The sequence below is a fragment of the Paenibacillus mesophilus genome, assembly GCF_005938385.1.
GTDB classification, from domain to species: domain Bacteria; phylum Bacillota; class Bacilli; order Paenibacillales; family NBRC-103111; genus Paenibacillus_AB; species Paenibacillus_AB mesophilus.
The window spans coordinates 1-16671 of record NZ_VCRA01000027.1 but is presented as its reverse complement, the minus strand read 5'-3'; the positions used below and the strand labels follow the sequence as shown (position 1 = coordinate 16671).

General features: G+C 53.7%; 17 protein-coding genes and 1 pseudogene. 4 read left to right on the top strand and 14 right to left on the bottom strand.

What is annotated here, in order from left to right; translation table 11 throughout:
- Positions 1–25: 25 nt before the first annotated feature.
- Positions 26–1354, bottom strand: coding sequence for an ABC transporter substrate-binding protein (locus FE783_RS30050; RefSeq protein WP_138883090.1), 1329 nt, complete (start codon positions 1352–1354; stop codon positions 26–28).
- Positions 1355–1592: 238 nt separating this feature from the next.
- On the opposite strand from FE783_RS30050, the gene FE783_RS30045 reads away from it, so the two are divergent.
- A complete protein-coding gene (locus FE783_RS30045; RefSeq protein WP_138883089.1) occupies positions 1593–2399 on the top strand; it encodes a helix-turn-helix domain-containing protein in 807 nt (268 codons plus the stop codon).
- A gap of 93 nt (positions 2400–2492) precedes the next feature.
- Here the strand turns inward: FE783_RS30045 and FE783_RS30040 are convergent, their stop codons facing one another.
- The 7 genes from FE783_RS30040 to FE783_RS30010 all read right to left on the bottom strand — a co-directional run bounded on the left by FE783_RS30040 (position 2493) and on the right by FE783_RS30010 (position 7919).
- Positions 2493–2843, bottom strand: a complete 351-nt coding sequence (locus FE783_RS30040; protein ID WP_138883088.1) for a Rieske (2Fe-2S) protein — start codon at positions 2841–2843, stop codon at positions 2493–2495.
- A 16-nt stretch (positions 2844–2859) separates the two neighbouring features.
- Positions 2860–3918 carry an amidohydrolase family protein gene (locus FE783_RS30035; protein WP_202916290.1) on the bottom strand — a complete coding sequence of 353 codons (1059 nt, stop codon included), beginning with the start codon at positions 3916–3918 and terminating at the stop codon, positions 2860–2862.
- A gap of 463 nt (positions 3919–4381) precedes the next feature.
- A complete protein-coding gene (locus FE783_RS30030; RefSeq protein WP_138883086.1) occupies positions 4382–4801 on the bottom strand; it encodes a hypothetical protein in 420 nt (139 codons plus the stop codon).
- 89 nt (positions 4802–4890) lie between these two features.
- On the bottom strand, positions 4891–6108 hold the full coding sequence (locus tag FE783_RS30025; RefSeq protein WP_138883085.1) for an ABC transporter permease: 1218 nt from the start codon (positions 6106–6108) through the stop codon (positions 4891–4893).
- Positions 6109–6121: 13 nt separating this feature from the next.
- The gene (locus tag FE783_RS30020; protein WP_138883084.1) at positions 6122–6820 is read right to left on the bottom strand and encodes an ABC transporter ATP-binding protein; all 699 of its coding nucleotides are present in this window, start codon (positions 6818–6820) and stop codon (positions 6122–6124) included.
- Positions 6821–7114: 294 nt separating this feature from the next.
- A complete protein-coding gene (locus FE783_RS30015; RefSeq protein ID WP_138883083.1) occupies positions 7115–7291 on the bottom strand; it encodes an aspartyl-phosphate phosphatase Spo0E family protein in 177 nt (58 codons plus the stop codon).
- The gene (locus FE783_RS30010; protein ID WP_158302121.1) at positions 7257–7919 is read right to left on the bottom strand and encodes an HD-GYP domain-containing protein; all 663 of its coding nucleotides are present in this window, start codon (positions 7917–7919) and stop codon (positions 7257–7259) included. The genes FE783_RS30015 and FE783_RS30010 overlap by 35 nt, the downstream gene beginning before the upstream one ends.
- A 418-nt stretch (positions 7920–8337) precedes the next feature.
- On the opposite strand from FE783_RS30010, the gene FE783_RS30005 reads away from it, so the two are divergent.
- Positions 8338–8679, top strand: coding sequence for a helix-turn-helix domain-containing protein (locus FE783_RS30005; RefSeq protein WP_138883081.1), 342 nt, complete (start codon positions 8338–8340; stop codon positions 8677–8679).
- Between the two features lie 130 nt (positions 8680–8809).
- On the opposite strand, the gene FE783_RS30000 is transcribed toward FE783_RS30005, so the two are convergent.
- The gene (locus FE783_RS30000) at positions 8810–9211 is read right to left on the bottom strand and encodes a type II toxin-antitoxin system death-on-curing family toxin (RefSeq protein ID WP_138883080.1); all 402 of its coding nucleotides are present in this window, start codon (positions 9209–9211) and stop codon (positions 8810–8812) included.
- Positions 9211–9474: an AbrB/MazE/SpoVT family DNA-binding domain-containing protein gene (locus FE783_RS29995; protein WP_138883079.1), complete on the bottom strand. Its 264-nt coding sequence runs from the start codon at positions 9472–9474 to the stop codon at positions 9211–9213. The genes FE783_RS30000 and FE783_RS29995 overlap by 1 nt, the downstream gene beginning before the upstream one ends.
- 362 nt (positions 9475–9836) lie before the next feature.
- Between FE783_RS29995 and FE783_RS29990 the strand changes: the two genes are divergently transcribed.
- Positions 9837–10664, top strand: a complete 828-nt coding sequence (locus FE783_RS29990) for an ion transporter (protein ID WP_138883078.1) — start codon at positions 9837–9839, stop codon at positions 10662–10664.
- 70 nt (positions 10665–10734) lie between these two features.
- On the opposite strand, the gene FE783_RS38755 is transcribed toward FE783_RS29990, so the two are convergent.
- From FE783_RS38755 to FE783_RS29975, 3 genes are read right to left on the bottom strand one after another with little or no spacing between them, the layout of a single operon-like run.
- Positions 10735–12873 carry a LuxR C-terminal-related transcriptional regulator gene (locus FE783_RS38755; protein ID WP_138883077.1) on the bottom strand — a complete coding sequence of 713 codons (2139 nt, stop codon included), beginning with the start codon at positions 12871–12873 and terminating at the stop codon, positions 10735–10737.
- On the bottom strand, positions 12858–13109 hold the full coding sequence (locus FE783_RS29980) for a hypothetical protein (RefSeq protein WP_138883076.1): 252 nt from the start codon (positions 13107–13109) through the stop codon (positions 12858–12860). Before FE783_RS29980 ends, FE783_RS38755 begins: the two co-directional genes overlap by 16 nt.
- A gap of 36 nt (positions 13110–13145) precedes the next feature.
- Complete coding sequence (locus tag FE783_RS29975; protein ID WP_238403309.1) at positions 13146–14570, bottom strand: ATPase domain-containing protein; 1425 nt, start codon at positions 14568–14570, stop codon at positions 13146–13148.
- A gap of 178 nt (positions 14571–14748) precedes the next feature.
- Here FE783_RS29975 and FE783_RS29970 point away from each other — a divergent pair, with 178 nt between their 5' ends.
- Positions 14749–16365, top strand: a complete 1617-nt coding sequence (locus FE783_RS29970) for an S-layer homology domain-containing protein (protein ID WP_138883075.1) — start codon at positions 14749–14751, stop codon at positions 16363–16365.
- Between the two features lie 112 nt (positions 16366–16477).
- Here the strand turns inward: FE783_RS29970 and FE783_RS29965 are convergent.
- A pseudogene (locus FE783_RS29965) lies at positions 16478–16671 on the bottom strand (transposase); the annotation flags it as partial.

Here is a 16671-nt window from a genome sequence, read left to right as displayed (position 1 = left end):
CCCACATCCGGCCATATACCGCCAGTCACTTCCCTTTCTCCGTCTCGATCTTCTTATTCGCGTCCTCCGCTGCGTCGCGCAATGCCGTATTGATGTCCTTCGGACCGATGATGACTTGGTCGAATTGCGTGCCAAGGCTCGCCAGCGCCACACTATCGTACTTCGTCAAAGGTGTCGGAGCCGCGTTTTTGACCGGGAACATCGCTTTGACGTTTTTCCCTTTGAAAAACGGAATATCGTCGCCGAACGTGCTCCGGATCGTCTTGTCGGTGAGCGAAGTGAACTTGCCCTGCTTGGTGGAAAATTGCTGAAACTCGTCGGAGGTGAGGTACGAGATCACCTCGAACGCCTTGTCCTTCTTCTTGCTCTGGTTCGTAATGTAGAAATAGGTCGGGATCGGCTGCGAGCCTACACCCGGCGTCTCGGTGAACGACGGCAGCGATACGACGTCCCAATTCATCGTGTCCTTGTAAGTCGAGGAAGCGAACGCCCCCGTGTTGACGAACATCGCCGTCACTTTTTCTTTGTCGAACAGCTCCCGCTGCTTGGCCAAAGTAACGTTTTGCGCGTTCACTTCGTTGCCGGGTGTTTTGTAGAACCTCGAGAAATTGTCGAGCAGCTTCTTGAACCCTTCGTCGGTCGCGAACCTCGCCTTATCCCCAGCCGGATCGACGGACTGGAGCGAGAGCGGATTGACGGTAAACATCGCGCCGGTCGCCATCCCGAATCCGCGGTAAGACACTCCCGCTTCGTTGCGGTTCAGCTTCTTCGCGAGCTCATACGTTTCGTCCCAAGTCATGCCGTTCTTCGGGTAAGCCAAGCCGAATTTATCGAAAATATCTTTGTTGTAATACAGCACCAGCGTGTCCATCGACGTCGGAAGCCCGTAAATCCCGCCCTTCGCCATCTGCTTTTGCCGTTCGATCAGCGCCGGATCGAAGCGGGCCAGATCGAATTGGTTTTTCTTGATCAGCTCCGTCATATCGTACTGCAGCTGCGGGTCGAGCACGCCGAAGAACACATGGCCCACCGAAGCGTAAACGATGTCCGGCATTTGGCCGGCCGCGATCAAATCCTGGATCGCCGATCCTTTCCCCGTATAAGGGATGAAGCGCAGCGTCACCTCGGGGAACTTCTCCTTGATTTTGTTGCCGTACTCCTGCTTGAACTGCTCTTCGCTTACGTTCAGTACCGTTTGCCAGATCGAGAGCTCTACGGGATCCTTGGGCTTGGCCGCTTCCGTTTCTTTCTTGCCCAACTCGTCCTTGCCCGTACAAGCCGTAAGCAGCAGCGCTGTCACGACGAGAAGCGCGAGCGAACCTTTTACCCTCCAATACCCCTCTTTTGCCGCCATTCGGAAATCACTCCCAGCCTATTTTTGTAAACGCATTCATTTTACTTGTAATTGGCTCCTTAGAAGGCCGCTTCACCTCCCAATCAATTAACATTTCACTCCTCTTCGATCTCCATAATTATTCGAAATCTTGCTATAATCTTAATATACACCTGATTGTACGATCAATGAACGATAGCTGTACTTTGTGGATGAATCAATCGTTTTATGACCGCTGAAGGAACAGGGGGACCCGTATATGCTGTCGATCAAGTCCGTTCTTTATGACGATCGAATCGAGAAGTGGAAAATCGAACCGAAGAAGGTGCACCACCATATTCTGATTTACGTGACGAGCGGTACGGTCATTTACGAGCTGCTCGACCAAGTCGTCGAGCTGCGGCAAGGAGAAGCTTTGTTCATCCCGTCTGGTACGAGCCGCTCCTGCCATAACGACAAAGACCCGCACCAGAAATATTCGGCCCACTTCACATCGTCCGGGCATGCGGATACACTCTTGGATCCGTTGCGGGAAAACGGCTGCTTCACTTGCAAAATCCATAACGGAAATTATTTCAAGCAAAGGTTCTCCACCCTGCTGCTGCAGTGGTTCAACCGGACTCCCGGCTTCGAGCTAATATGCGAAGGCATTCTCTCGGAGATGCTCGGCTGGATGATCCAGGATTCGCACAAGCAGCGCAGCTCCGCGATCAAGCTCGATTTGATGACCCGGCTGCAAAATTATATCGTCCATAACCATTGCAAAGCGATCCGTTTGTCCGATCTCGCCGACTATATCGAGCGCTCGCCCAATCACGTGACCAAGCTGTTCAAGGAAACGCTCGGCCAGACCCCGATCGATTACATCCACCAGGTGAAAATTTCCGTAGCATGCGAGCTGTTGAAAAACAGCAAGATGACGATAGCGGAAATATCCGATCATCTCGGATACTGCGAGCAATCTCACTTCCACCGCGTGTTCAAAAAAGTGACCGGACTCGTCCCCCTGGCCGTCCAGAAAGGCCAGCCGATCACGCTCCTGCCGCTGCCGAAGATAGGCCGCTAGCCGGAAGCGTATACGGATCGCAGAGTAGTTTGCACGTCCGTTCGAGAAGCTGAAGCCTGAAGCTCCATGCCGGCGCCTCAGGCTTCCCGATGCTCACACCTCGATGCCGATCTTGCCGTTCTCATGGATTACAGCGTATCGCCGCAGCCTCGACTTGCCCTCCACGAGCGATTTTCCCGTCCGGATATCGAACTCCCATCCGTGCCACGGACAGCGGACGATCTCCCCTTGTTTCCCGTATTCGTATTCGTATACCGGGGAGAGCAGCGTGGTGCCGCATACCGGCCCTTTGCACAGCTGCGCCCCTTGGTGAGGGCAATAGTTAAGGATGGCGTAATATTCACCCTTGACGTTATAGACCCCGATCGACTTGCCGTCGATTTCATACATGCGGTGCTGGCCTTCCGGAATTTGCCCGGCTTCGTCTACATAATGTACGGTCATTTCCCCGCTCCCTCTCTTACAGGTTGTACAGCCGCTTCGCGTTGGAGTAGAAAATGCGCTCTCTCGCCTCGGGCGTCAGCCATCTCAATATTTGGTCCGGGGCGTCGAAGTCCCAGTGCGGATAGTCGCTCGAATACATCAAGACGTGTTCGGCGTCCATCATTTCGAAGATCGCCTTCAGATGGTTCTGGTTTTTCGGCTCCTCGATCGGCTGCGTCGTAAACAGGCAATGCTCGCGGATGTAGGCGCTGGGCATTTTTTTCAGCCAAGGCACTTGGGCGCGCAGAGCCGTATAATTTTTGTCCAGACGCCACATCAAATGCGGCAGCCAGGCGACACCCCCTTCGATAAATACGAATTCGAGCGACGGAAACTTCTCGAATACCCCTTCGCAGACGATGCTCGTCAGCTGAGCCATAAAGTTTTGCGACAAATTCGTATGCCATTCGAGATACCACGTCGGATATCCGGCCGCCGACGGCGGATTCGATTGCCCCGCGCCCTCCGCTCCGGGATGAATCGCTACAGGCAAACCGTTGCGCGCCGCCGCCTCATAAATCGGATGGTAGTATCTCTGCCCCAGCGGCATGCGCGTAGCGCTGCTCATGACGACTTGGACGATGCCGGGATGCTGGCCGAGCCGGTCGATTTCCTTCGCCGCGAGAAGCGGATCGAGGAAGGAGACGAGCAGCGATCCTCTAAAGCGGCTGTCCGCACTTAACCAATGCTCGATCATGAAATCGTTGTAGGCGCTCGCAAGCGCCGCCGCGTAATCCGGATCGTGTCCGACGGATATGCTGAACAAATTGCTGGTCAAGATGCCGTACTCCACGTTGTACGGGTCCATCAGCTGCTTCGCCGCGAAGGCGGGGTCCGAGCCTTCCATCCCTCCACCCGGAGGGACGGCATCTTTCCGGCCGACGCCGACCGGGCTGTAGTACCCGGAGTACATCAAGCCGAGACCCGAGCGGGCGACCCGGCTTTTCCACGGCTCCTCCAAATACGGGAGCAAGTCGCGGGGGCTCCTCAACGCATTATGAATATCACAATCGATCACTTTTAATTTTTCAATCATAGAAATTCCCCTTTGCTGTAGTGAATAACATCCGGTTTCAATTGTTATTTTAATAAATTAAAGGGATTAGGACCATGAACATATGAAACCAATAGTGAACGATTCAATCATTTTTCTATTTTTCACATCACAAAACAATCCCCTTTCAGGAAAGGGGACGGCTCCCGAATATCGACTTCCGAATAGCGGAAAAAAACGACGCTATGGACGCCGTTTACCTCTACCTTCCGAGAATAGCGGAAATTTTTGCATCTATTTCAGTCGTTTTGGGCTTCAAATCACTCCATTAATAGGGATTCGACCGAAATAAGGTCGGTTTTTTCCTCTATTTCCCTGGTCATCACTCTTTACCAAAAATAAGCGCAATAATTGCCGCTATTTACGTAAATAGAATCGCTGCCCGGCGCCCGAGCTGCACAAAAAAAAGAGCACCCTTAAGGTGCCCTCGTTCAACGCCGGCCACTTACAGCCGAACACCGGCCGAGAAGTGGTCGTAATCGTCTCCCGACGGATCAAACATACCGGGATCGGCCCCGGATTCGTCCGCCGAACCGATTGTGCCGCCTTCTGCCGACGTATAATACGACTCCGGCCAATCCTCGTTGACGACATGCGCCGGAATCGGAACGGAGTCCAGCCCGTACGCCAAGCTGTACGATTCGGATTCCGCCGACGTCGTCTCGGTGTTCATCAATACGCCTCCGTTAGCCTGAGCGATCTCCAGCGCGGAGGTAAGATCGTTATGGTCGATATACAGCTGGACGCCCGGTTTGTCCCCCCGCCCTGTCGCATGGGCATGGTAGCCGAGCTCGGACAGCGTATCGAACGCGATCGCGGCGGAGGCCGAATCCGGGAACTCGAAAAAGATCGGTGCCTGACTCATGAAAGCCCCTCTTTCATCAAGATGGAATAGGTATCAGCCTATAGGATATTCCTCCTATTGCTTCCTTATTCGCATTGCCGCCGATTCGCCTACCATGCGTTGAACAATTCCCCCATTACATACCCGATAACCCAGCCGGCCGGAATGAGCGCAATCCCCGCCAATAGTCCATAGGCTGACCAACCGAGCGCCAAACCTGCCAGCGCATAGGCCGGAACGAACAGCAGCGGCGTCGCTTTGCGAATCGCCTTCGCACGGTCTTCATCCCGCCACGGGAACAGCTTCACGAACGCGGCCCCCTGCACTTCCTTGCCATACATTTTGACCCAATAAGCGAGCGGAAGCGATACGCCGAGCCAGAACAACCACTTAACCGCAACCGGCATCAGCATCAGCCCGAAACTGCATGCAAGCGTAAATTGCACATACAGCCTCACTTGAGTGCCGCTCCGGAAAAAAGATTTGAAGATTGTCTCCGCCAGCACGCGATCGGGGGTACGCTTGCGGAATAAAGTACGCGAATTGCTAAGCACAAGCGGCTTGGTCCGTTTCAAAATTTTCGATGGCTTCGGAACGACCTGGCCCATCAGCAGTGCGGCGAACTTCATCCGCTGATCGGACTCGTAGGCCACATCCTGATAAAACGTATGCGACATCGTCAACCTCATCTTGGCGAGAAACCAAGTGGAAACCGCCAGCAGCGCCGTCCATGCAGCCGCCCATAGCCAGGCCGCCTCCGCTCTGCCTGCGATCACGAACATAATGCCAAGGACGATGAAAGCCCCCGCACTGGCGAACCAGCCGAGGAAGCGGGACAGCCTTAGCGCAATAATCCGATTCGCAAGCAGCATATGCGCCCCGGCTGCTACCGTCAACGCTGCCAACAGCACCAGCCTGAACGTGCCGTACCCGTGTACCTGGACAAGAAAAGGCGAAAGGAATCCAACCGCAATCAGCGACAGGAATACCCGGACCGAAAGCGAATAACCGAGCCCGCTGCCCTTCAACCGCCTCATCCACTCCGCGTTGCGAAGCAGAAACAATTGATCCGCTTCCTCCAAAAATAATCGCAGCGAACCGAGTCCGCACGAAATGTACAGAACGATAAGCCAAGCCGTTTCCGGTACGGCTCGCCCCCATCCCGGCATATCCCCCCACCACGAAACATACTGATACCCGGCGACCAATAAAGCGGGAATGACGATATACAGCGCTACCGTCCAGTCGACGGCCATTTTCCATACCCGATACTGAAACCGCCACTCCGAGATCAGCCTTCGCCTGAATAATTTCCTCGCATCGATCATGCCGCCCCTCCGCTCAAGTCAACGTATGAAAGCATTCGAACAGCGTAGCCCCGGGCATCCCGCACTCCTGCCGGATCTGCTCCAGATCCCCCTGCGCGACCGCTTCCCCGCCGTTCAGCAGCACGAAGGAATCGCAAATCCGCTCCGCCGTATCGAGTACGTGCGTGGACATTAAAATTGCCGCCCCGCGCCGTCTTTCCTCGTTCAACGTTTCAAGCAGCTCCTTCGTCGCCTTCGGATCAAGTCCGATAAACGGCTCGTCCACGATATAGACGTCCGGCTTGGTCAGAAAGCCGATAATGAGCATCACCTTCTGCTGCATCCCTTTGGAGAAGGAAGTGGTCAGATGATGCCGAACATCGCCGAGCTTGAATTGGGCGAGCAGCTCTTCGGCCCGTTCCCGGAACTCGCCTTCCGCCAAACCGTATGCGGCCGCGGCCAGCTCCAGATGCTCCCACAGTGTAAGCTCCTCGTATAAGATCGGATGCTCGGGAATGTAAGCGTACGTCCCGAGCGGCCCGGAGAAGCTGACCTCTCCCTTCGTCCGCTTGATCAAGCCCAATATCGCTTTGATCGTCGTGCTTTTCCCGGCGCCGTTCGGCCCAATCAGTCCGACCAGTTGACCGGCTTCAAGCGTAAACGCCACGTTCCGGATGACGTTGTCGCGCTCTTCATAGCCGGCTTGCTCAATATTCACCTTCAGCAGTTCCATAATTGAGTAGCTCCTTTGCCTAGAAGGCCGGCGATAACTCCGCTACGGGTCTGAAATATGCTTCCGATCGCCGTTGTTTCCAGATTTTTTGATTCAATACGCCCATATTCGGTGAAAATCCGGAAACAAATGCGACCGCTCACACTTCTACAGCATCATTTCAGACCCTCCGCTCACTAAGTCACCGGACTTCATATAGAACGAAACATAAAAACCGTCTTGACTGCGCATCGTTACTTCTAACGATAACACAATCAGGACGGTTTAGAAAAAAAGTTCCCGCTCATAGTCCTCCTACCGGCTCCCGGCCGCCCGGCCCCAATCGCGCCGCGTCCGCTCGTATTCGTTCAGTTTCTTGTCCAGTTGCTGGCTGATCCGTACAACGCAGAAATGAGTCAAATCACCATGTCGATCAGCCTCCCGGTGCAGCTTCCGTCTAAGAATTTCGATTTCGTTTAACAGAGACATCATAGCCTGCATCCTCCTTCTCCCGCTTTGATTGGACATGCTCACGGTAAAGATGGTTCATCAGCTCGACCAGCTCGGCATCGAACAGCACATCGCTCCAGCAGTACAGCTCCTCGAGCGCTTCTTGGTGACTTAGCCCGATCGAGGTCCGTTCATCCGTCAATGTCGTATAGTTGCTCGCGATTCTCAGAATGCGGGCATTCAGCGAAATCGACTTCCAGGTGAGACCGAACGGATATCCGGTTCCGTCCAAATTCTCGTGATGATGCAGCACCGCTTCCCCATCGACCTCGCCGCTTGCGATAAACGACTCCAAAATGCCCGCCCCAAGCTTCGGGTGCTCTTGCAGCTGCAGCAAAGCTCCATCATACAGCCGGTGCCGATTGTCGAGAATGTCGCGCGATATATGCAGCTTGCCGATATCATGCAGCAGTGCGGTCCGATAAAGCACCTGCTGTTCCTTGTCGGTATAACCTAGTGCCTTCGCCAATTGCAGCGTGTGGTGGGCCGTAAGCAAGCTTTGCCGATAGGTGGGGGCATGGTGTCGTTTCAATCGTTTGAGCAAAAAATCCGCCTGCGGCTCCAGCTTCGCCATCGCTGCAGCTTGTTGTTCGATAAGTTCCAGCTTCATTTCCATCCACTCCTTCGATCCGTCCGTCATCCGCTGTCCGCGCCTTGTTGTTAGTTCCATTTTCCGTTTTTTTCAACGAAAAAGGTATCCCCGGCTATTCTTATCTTTTCCTTCGGACGGGTTGACGGTCAGTCCCACTCCTTTCCTATTCGCGACCTCATGCAAGCGGATCGGTTCCTACCTTAGCATTGTCTAATCATTTAGAGGCCTAAATAATGTTATCCTTACAGTAAACTTAACCTTACAGGCGTTGGCGAAACATTGCTTGCTGCTCTAACAAGTTGTAAGGGCATTCAGTAATATATTGTTAAGTCTATTATATAATAATTGTTCGTATAAGTACAATTATTATGTTTGATTTTCATAATACTGTTAATTACTTTTCAATATTTGTCTACACTTCTATTGAGGTGTAAAAATGATGGCAAACGAAGCCCTTCGTTTTATAGGAGCGAAAGTCAGAGATATTCGAAAAGCAAAAAAACTGACTCAGGAGCAGTTGGCCGATCTGGCCGAAACGCATCACTCTTACATAGGCGCTGTAGAACGCGGGGAACGCAATGTGACGATCCAGAGCTTGGAGAAGATAGCCGTTGCACTCGACGTGGATTTATATGAGTTTTTTGAGTACGGGAAGCAGTTTTCGGCTCCGGGGTCCAAGAACGAGACATTGCGGGAGATTATAGTGTTGCTTCTTGATCTTACTGATCAAGATTTGAAGAAAACTTACAATATTCTCGTTGAAATCAATAAGAAATGATCACGTTCTATAGGAGGCTTGATGGAGGTAAGCTTCTGAATGACGGGGCAATACAGACAGAGGTTCCTTACGATTCGCCTCCATAAAGCAAACAAGAGACCATCGACCTTGCATGGCGATGTCTCTTGTTCTATTCAAGGGCAATGCAATGTTTCTTGATTATGTCTGCAATTCCCGAAAAGGAATACTTATGATTAACCATATCGACCGTAAAATCTTCAGCGGCTTTTTTCTCCATCATAAAGTGATAACCATTATAACGCAGGAAAATAATGAGGGCCGTGAAAGCCGTCCGTTTGTTTGCATTTTGGAAAGGATGGTTTTGTCCGAGCGATTCAAATAGTGCCGCAGCCTTATTGTAGATTGATTTGCAAGCATCATCACCAAATGCGGATGACTGCGGACGCAGCACGGCCGATTCCAACAAATTGCCGTCTTTTACGCCAATGTGCTCCCCGGGACTGTATTTTTGTACTACAGCAACATTAATCGCTATAACTTCTTGTATAGTGATATAACGAATCCCGTCCATTATCTGTCTTTCAGTCCCTTTAACGTTTCGTCATACTCCTCCATGACCTGGGAGAGCGTTTCAAGGAAATCGGGGCTGATCCCAGTCGGAAGAGTGACTTTATTCATTTTCTTGATAACAATTTCTCCATTACTTTCGTTAACGTCAATTCGTACGGTATCCCCCGCCTCAAGTCCGATTTGTCTAAGGGCATCTGTCATTGTAATGCCGAGACTGTTTCCGAACTTCGAAACTTTGCGCTCCATATCCATCACCTTGCTCATTATCATTCATCTCCTTATTAATAGTATTCAATTGTTATAACAATTATACAATTAAACGGTATATTGCGGAATAGGATTTTAGCTAAATTAACGATCGATCTAGTAGTTTTTACCTATCCTTTTTATCCCAAAACGGAGACATTTGTCGAATGGAATGGTACAATATGGAACGTGAACGGAATCATGAATCCCCTTACAAACCGGAAAGGATTCGGCGGTTGCCGGACGCTTTTCCACTCGGAGGTGCAGCTCCAATACGAGGATCGTAGACGTTTGATAAGTTGTAAGCGATGTATGTTTTGCGGAAGGAGGATTCGGTGTGTAGCAAGTACATACTCTATGGAAAGAGGTTTTTCCACCGTATGAGCACAAATCAACCAAATCAATTCGAGGCGTTTGTTCGCGGCAATGGATTCTCCAGCTTCATACTGGCGGTCGTTTTCCTAAACGCCATCATTATCGGATTGCAATGCTATCCGGAAATCGAGGCAGCCTATGGACCTGTATTAAGCAGCCTTGACATGGTATGTTTAATTATTTTTACCGTAGAAGTCATCTTGAAATTAATCGTTAACCGGATGAAGTATTTCAAGGACGGCTGGAACGTATTCGATTTTGTTGTCGTCGCCGCCAGTCTTCTGTTCATGAGCTCTCAATTTGTCAGCGTGCTGCGGATATTGCGGGTATTGCGGGTGCTCAAGACGGTTTCCTCGATCCGCTCGCTGCGCAGAATCATCACTTCGCTCTTTATGGCTATTCCGACAATCGGAAGCATCGCTTTGCTGATGGTCATCGTCTTCTTCGTTTATGGAGTTATCGGCGCTACGTTCTTCGCGGAACTTTCACCCGTCTACTTCGGAGATTTAAGCAAATCGCTCGTCACGTTATTTCAAATCGCGACGTTCGACGACTGGGCCAACATTTATCGTCCAATCGCCGAAAGCTCTCCATTATCCTTGATTTATTTCGTGACGTTTATCTTCATCGCCGTATTCGTCATGCTGAATCTGGTAGTCGGGGAGATTGTCAACAACGCGGCGAATATCCAAACCGAAGTGGCCGAGATCGAAAAGGAAGTCCACGAAATTAAAGCGGACTCCTCCGAAATCGCGCTGCTCCGGAATGAAGTGATGGAATTGAAGCTGCTGCTGCTGGAAGAAAGAAGACACCGACACGACCAAGCCGGTTAATATCGGCGGATGTGCGGATTGCAAAACACCGCCCCGGACTTCTAGCAAGCCCGGAAGGCGGTGTTCGCTTTTACCGGTTCCACCCGGCCTTGTACACTAATGCAATCGCCTGCGCCCGGTCGCCCACGCCAAGCTTTTGGAAAATATTCGTCATATGGTTTTTGACGGTATGCTCGCTAATAATGAGCTGCTCGGCGATTTCGCGGTTGCTCTTGCCCTGCAGCACATGACCGAGCACTTCCCGTTCCCGTGTGGAGAGCGGCGGCAAATCTTTCAGATTGCGTATATCGGGAACTTCCGCAGCAGACGGCTCGCGCGATGCCGCCGCCTCCTCGCCCAGCATAATCTCGCTCTCGACGACCTCTCTGGAATCGCAAAACGAACGAAACGCCGTGCGGAGCTCGGGAGCAACCGGCCACAGCTGATCGAGCGCCTGCAGGTCCCGGCTGAACTGCAAATAGAAATAGACCAAAGCGATCAATTGGCCGCCCGCGCTGAACGCCGGAACGGTGCTCCGGGGCTTGCCTTCCTCCAGCAGACGGGTAATGGCGTGAAAATCCCCGATGAGCTCCATCTGTTCCGCACTCGGGAGTATGCCGCTCAAAAAAGCAGGCGAGTACGGGTAAATGAGGCAAGCTTCGCCGATATGCTTGACCTCGCTGTCGGCAAGCTTCAGCGAGCGGGCGAACGGCAAGGCAAGCTCCTGCGCCTCTTGCGTCATCTCGTGCGCGTACGAATCCCAGTAACCGAGCGCCCGGTTCAACAGCTGCACGGCATCGCCCCGATCGACCTTGCCTTTCTCCCACAGCCTGTAGATGACCGAAGCGCCCGCTTGCGCAACGATGGTCATATAGTCGCGGTACAGGCCGAATTGGCCGGCATCCTTGAGCGCGATGCACCATACGCCGAGCAGTTCGTTCTGATAATACAACGGGCATTCCAATATGGGAGGCATGCCCGAATGCTCGCAAAGCTCCGCTTCGGGAGCCGTACCGCCTCCCGGCTTCGACCATCTTGCCGCCACCTGCTTCACGTAACGCTCGGCCTGCTGCTGTCCGAGTCCTCTCGATACAAGCTGCACCTTCGTGTCGGACTGCTTCAGCACGACGCAGGAGAACGGCCCTTCCACCAAATTCAGGCTCATATCCACTAAAATATACGACAGCCGCTTCGCATCCTGAGCGTGGTTGATCGAACCGCACGTCTCCACGAACGTGGACAGCCGGGTAAAATTCGTATCGCGATCCGCACGCACGGCCTCAAGCGTTATGCTCATCGCCCAGCTCGAGGCGAACGCCTGCACGAACGTTTGCATGTCCCGGCTTATCGCCGCATCCGTCACGCTCCCGCCGAACAACACGCCGGCAAGCTCCCTCTCCCGCATTACAGGCACGCAAAAAAGCGCCGTCGGGTAAAGCCCCCGTCCGGTAAACACAAACGTCCGCGGGTCTTGGGCGACGTGATCCCAGAATGCCGCTTTGCGCGCGGTGGCCACTTGGCCGATGAAGCCCTCCCCCAGCGAAAACGATAACCCTTGCACCGATGCGGCCGCCGGCCCGGCATAATCGCGAATGGTGAACCGCTGTCCTTCCGTCTTTGCGGCGAAACCGACGAAATCCGCCTCATCCGAAGCCTCGGCCATAGCGCTAATCCATTCCTCGAACGTTCCGCCGCCCGCGGACATACGGCGAAGCAGCTCGGTACGCCGGTAATACGTCTCCTCCGCATGCTCCTGCTCGAGCAGCCCTTCCGCGATTGCAGCCAGCTTGCCGATCTGCGCGACCGCCTTCTCGGTATCGGCGGAAGATTCCAGCCTGACAGCCCGACAGGCCTCCGTCCACGGAAACGCAGCCTCCCCCGACAAATTCGGCCACTGTCTTCGCGTAGACGCCTGCTCGTCCACAAGACACCCGGACCACATGTAATACGTAAGCCGCTTGTTCGGACGCACCGGAGCCATTAGAAGCCGGACGCCCGGCGAAACCTCGCATACGATGCCGTTTCGTATGGCTGAATTGCCCCCGATGATTTCGCGGAGATACGATTCCAGTCTCGTTCGCCATTCCCCGGACTCTCGATTCGGCGGCACGATCGCACCGGACGGTCGCGTTAACCATTCCCCACGATCGTTCGTCAGCAGGACGGACAAGCCGCTTTCATCCGCATACAAGTCCTGGAGGTGCTGCACGAGGCTCAGTTGACGTTCCATTGCACGTCCATATCGCCGGAAAAGCTCGGCTCGATATACCGGTAAATGGAACGCGATCCATTACCCGTCTTCTCCAATATAGACAGCGAAACGAGTCTGCCGAGCACCGGATCGAGATGCTCCGTCTTGCGTCCGAGCCTGAGCGAGATCCCTTCCACCGTTTCCATACTGTACGGATTGTTTTGAAAGAAACGGGTGCACTCCATTTGCAGCTGCCATAAATCTTCCTCGTTCATCGTTAGCCCCTCCCGTCTTAGCTCGCTCGCGAATAATCAAATCAACTTCATAAACGGAGCCTGCGTAGTCGTCTCCACGACGTAAGGCTCGGAAATAATGCCGTTCGGCGATTTGGTAACCTGCATATATTGGTAAGCGCCGTCAACCCAAGTCCGGATGACGCCGTTGCATGTTCTCTCCAAAAAAGCGGAAACTTCCGGTCCGATTTCGCTGAAATTGCACAGCACCATCATCGTCATGCAAAGCGCTTTCACGCCCGCGGAATCCTCGGCGAAATGCTTCGTCGCAAAGTCTTTGCCGCGCTCGGCTATGACCGTATTCAAATCGTAGTAAATAAACCAATTGCCGCTGCCCTCGACGAGCGCTCCGATCTTCTCCTGCACGACTTCGCGGTATTTCTCGTTGCTCAACCCGTTCACATTTATGACGCTCGATTCGCAGTCTTTCGGATAAGGCCGCGTATAATGCTCGATAAAGAAGATTCGCTCTTCCTTGGCCAACTCGCCCATCGACAGTCCTTGAAGCGCTAACATTTTGTGCAAATCCTGCGGCGTCAGGAAGCTCGACAGCAGCGCCAGCACCTTGTCGCCCGCACGCAGCCGGTTGGCCAGCACCGAAGCGATCAAATACTTGTAATTGGCCTTGCTGTTCGTATCGAGCAAATAGACGCTGCCTTGGGCAAGGCCGCCCTCCAGAAGCTCGTCCAGCATGGCGACGCCCGTCGGCACTTTCTCCTGGCCGTTCAGTAGAGCCAAATCCTCGACCATCGAGCGGGCCGGAATGAGCCGGATGCCGTTATCCGTCAGCCGGTATACGTGCTCGCCTTCGCGAATTCGCCTTCCGCGCATTTTCAATATTTCGAGCGTACGGACGCGGTATTTCTCCATCTGCTGCTTTAACTGCAATTGAATAAACCCATCCGATATGTACGCCTCGAATCCGGACTCCTCCCGCATCGTCCCCCGCTCCTTGATCAAGATCGAGGTCAAGCCGAGCCTGCGGAGAATGTTCCGGAGCCGGTACAGCATGCGGCGGTGTTCCTCCTCGCCGGCCGCGCCGTAGCGGAACAGGCTGATACTGTCGATGACGATCCGTTTGCAATCGATCTGGCGGATCAGCTTCTCGACAAGCCCTCCCGGTTCGACGATCTGTTCGATAAAGATGTCCGGCGACATGCTGATGACCCGAAGCGCGCCTTCCGCCTCCAGTTTCCGCAAATCCCATCCGAAAGCAAGCATATCGCTGTAAAGCTGATCCGGAAACTCCTCGAAAGTGACGTAAATTCCGGCTTCGCCGTCCTTCATCGCTCCGTGAACAAGAAACTGCATGCCCAAAGTCGTTTTGCCGGTTCCGGGAGCACCCTCAACCATAATGGTCGATCCTTGGGGGAAACCGCCATCCATCAATACGTCCAATCCGCGGACGCCTGTAGGCACTGTGCCCATCTCGATCACCTGCACGTCATATTTATTTGCTCCTATCATTCTACCATACAATCGGCGGCTGCGGCGAGAATGACGGCCGTTTTCAGGAGCGAGGCGGACGAAAGAACCGGTGATTGACAATATTTATGCATTGTCCGTCCTCCCTGCTATTTGGCAAAATGGTACTAACCTCACAGAAAGGAAATTTGCACCTATGGCTGATTTTAAGCGCATACGCGCTTGTGCCGCACTTGCTGCCTTTCTTTTAATTGCAGGTGCGGGAGCGGATGCCGGGGCTGCCCGGTTTCAGATGTCCTACTTGTATACGGGACGTACGGCAAGCTACATCCAAAATGTCGACCGCACGGACGGCGCGCTTCAAGTCGTCTCGCCCAGCTACTTCGATCTGAATGCGGATGGAAGTCTGAAAGTGACGGAGATGCTGGACACCGCATTCATCAAGAACATGCATGATGAAGGCATCAAAGTCGTGCCTTTCCTCAGCAACCATTGGGACCGTACGGTCGGGCTTGAAGCCTTGAAGCAGCGTGACGCGCTAGTCTCGCAAATTGCAGACGCGGTAAAACGGTACGACTTGGATGGCGTTAACGTGGATATCGAGAACGTAACGGAAACGTCGCGCAATGACTATACGGATTTGGTGAAGAAACTGAGAGCCAAGCTGCCTGCCGGCAAGGAAGTGTCCGTCGCGGTCGGCGCCAATCCGACAGGATCGGCGAAAGGCTGGCCGGGCTCCTACGATTACAAGGCTCTGGCGGACAGCAGCGACTATTTGATGATAATGGCTTACGACGAAACGTCTATCGGCGATTCCGCCCCCGGCCCGGTAGCAAGCATTGGTTATGTCGAGCAATCGATCCAATATGCTCTGAAGCATGCGGCTCCGGGTAAGATCGTGCTCGGTCTCCCGTTTTACGGCCGGATCTGGAAGACGGACGGAACCGTGCTGGGGGACGGAATTGCCAACAGCGCCGTCGATGCTCTCGTGTCCCGATATGGCGGCACGACCGCCTATGATACGGTCAGCCAATCGGCCGTCAGCACCTTCACGGTCGGTACCGGCCAGCCGGCTCCCGTCGTCAATTCCAAGACGCTGACCCCCGGGACGTACGTCATCTGGCATGAGAACGAGCAGTCGATGAAGCGCAAGCTGGAATTGGTCGAGAAGTACGGCTTGAAGGGAACGGGGAGCTGGAGTCTCGGACAGGAAAGCGCCGACGTGTGGAATTATATGACGTTATGGGTGAACGGGGCATTTTTCGAAGACGCGAAAGGACATTGGGCGCAGAACGATATCGCCTCCGTATTCTCGAAAGGATGGATGAACGGCACCGCGGCTCGCCTGTTTAGTCCGGACGTTCCGCTGACGAGAGCACAAGCCGCCGCCATCTTGTCCCGAGCGCTGCTGCCCGGGCAAGCGGCCGGAGCGGCAAAGCCCGCCTCGGGCGGCTTCTCCGACGTGCCCGCCGCGCACTGGGCCAGCCGCGAAATCGCGATTGCCGCACAAGCGGGCATTGTGGACGGCGTAAGCCCCGGCAAATTCGAGCCGGACGCCGTCATCACCCGCGCGCAGATGGCGGCGATGCTGGCCAGAGCGCTGAAGCTGAACGCTTCATCGGCGACGAAAGCCACTTTTTCCGACGTCCGCTCGGACTACTGGGCCTATCCTTACATTCAGGCCTTGACCGCCCAGGGCGCCCTTCAAGGGTACGAGCCCGGCATGTTCCGCCCGGAGTACCCGGTTATGCGGGCCGAGACGGCAGCGCTCATGAACCGGCTCGCTTCGCGAATCGGAGAAAATGGACGATAAGAAAAACGTCTATCGACGTACAGGCTGTTTATAAAGCCTAGTTTTTCGAGCTAGTCTGGATCAAGAATGTATAACTCTGAGACGTCTCTAACCAGAAACAGAAAAGATCGCCCTACCTGGCTAGCTTGGCCAGATGGTTGGCGATCTTTTTAATGTTCTGGCAGATGGCGGTCATGAGCGCCATCTGCCAGAACTTTTTTCTTTCCGCGCAACCGGCAATAGCGAAGGCCGTGGAGCTCTTTGGCATCCGCGAAACTTCGCTCAATCGTCTGGTACCGGAGACGGTACAAATATTTGCCCGGACGG